At 46.5% G+C, this 639-nt stretch carries 1 tRNA gene and 2 rRNA genes; all 3 read right to left on the bottom strand.

What is annotated here, in order from left to right:
* Nucleotides 1–87, bottom strand: a 23S ribosomal RNA gene (locus FCN15_RS19035); the annotation flags it as partial.
* A 305-nt stretch (nucleotides 88–392) separates the two neighbouring features.
* A tRNA-Ala gene (locus tag FCN15_RS19030) sits at nucleotides 393–468 on the bottom strand.
* A gap of 81 nt (nucleotides 469–549) precedes the next feature.
* A 16S ribosomal RNA gene (locus tag FCN15_RS19025) occupies nucleotides 550–639 on the bottom strand; the annotation flags it as partial.

Genomic DNA, 639 nt, shown 5'->3' with positions numbered 1-639 from the left:
GCTCCCCGAGGCCTTATCGTTGTTCGCCACGTCCTTCTTCGGCTCCTAGCGCCTAGGCATCCTCCGTGTGCTCTTAGTAGCTTAACCAAAAGGCTCCTGTTTTTGGCTGACGGCTCTGTTCCTCATTTGTTTCTTCGATTGAAATGTTCAAAGGTAGAAACAAATTCGCAAAGGATCCATCATCTCAAAAACACTCACTTAATCAGCTAGTACTAAACTTGTTCTCTATGATCACAAGTTTCAGCTAAAAGAATGTTCTAATTCGCAATTGTTGTTTCGTTATCCAGTTTTCAAGGATCAATGCTGTTTCATCGAAACAGCAACCTGTGTGAATTTCGGGCAATCCCTTCGGGTTGATGAAATTCATGCAGATGATTTAATTTGATGGTATATGGTGGAGCCAAGGAGGATCGAACTCCTGACCTCCTGCTTGCAAGGCAGGCGCTCTCCCAGCTGAGCTATGGCCCCATACAAATTCCATCAAAACTGAACAAATGAATTTACGTTGTTTATTGTACCGCTTCGCTACGGAAGCGAGGTACTCCATAGAAAGGAGGTGATCCAGCCGCACCTTCCGATACGGCTACCTTGTTACGACTTCACCCCAATCGTCTACCCCACCTTCGGCGGCTGGCTCCC

Origin of the sequence: Paenibacillus pinistramenti (genome assembly GCF_005869875.1) — a bacterium.
Taxonomy (GTDB): domain Bacteria; phylum Bacillota; class Bacilli; order Paenibacillales; family Paenibacillaceae; genus Fontibacillus; species Fontibacillus pinistramenti.
The sequence above is the reverse complement of the archived record's forward strand: the minus strand, read 5'-3'. Positions and strand labels throughout refer to the sequence as shown.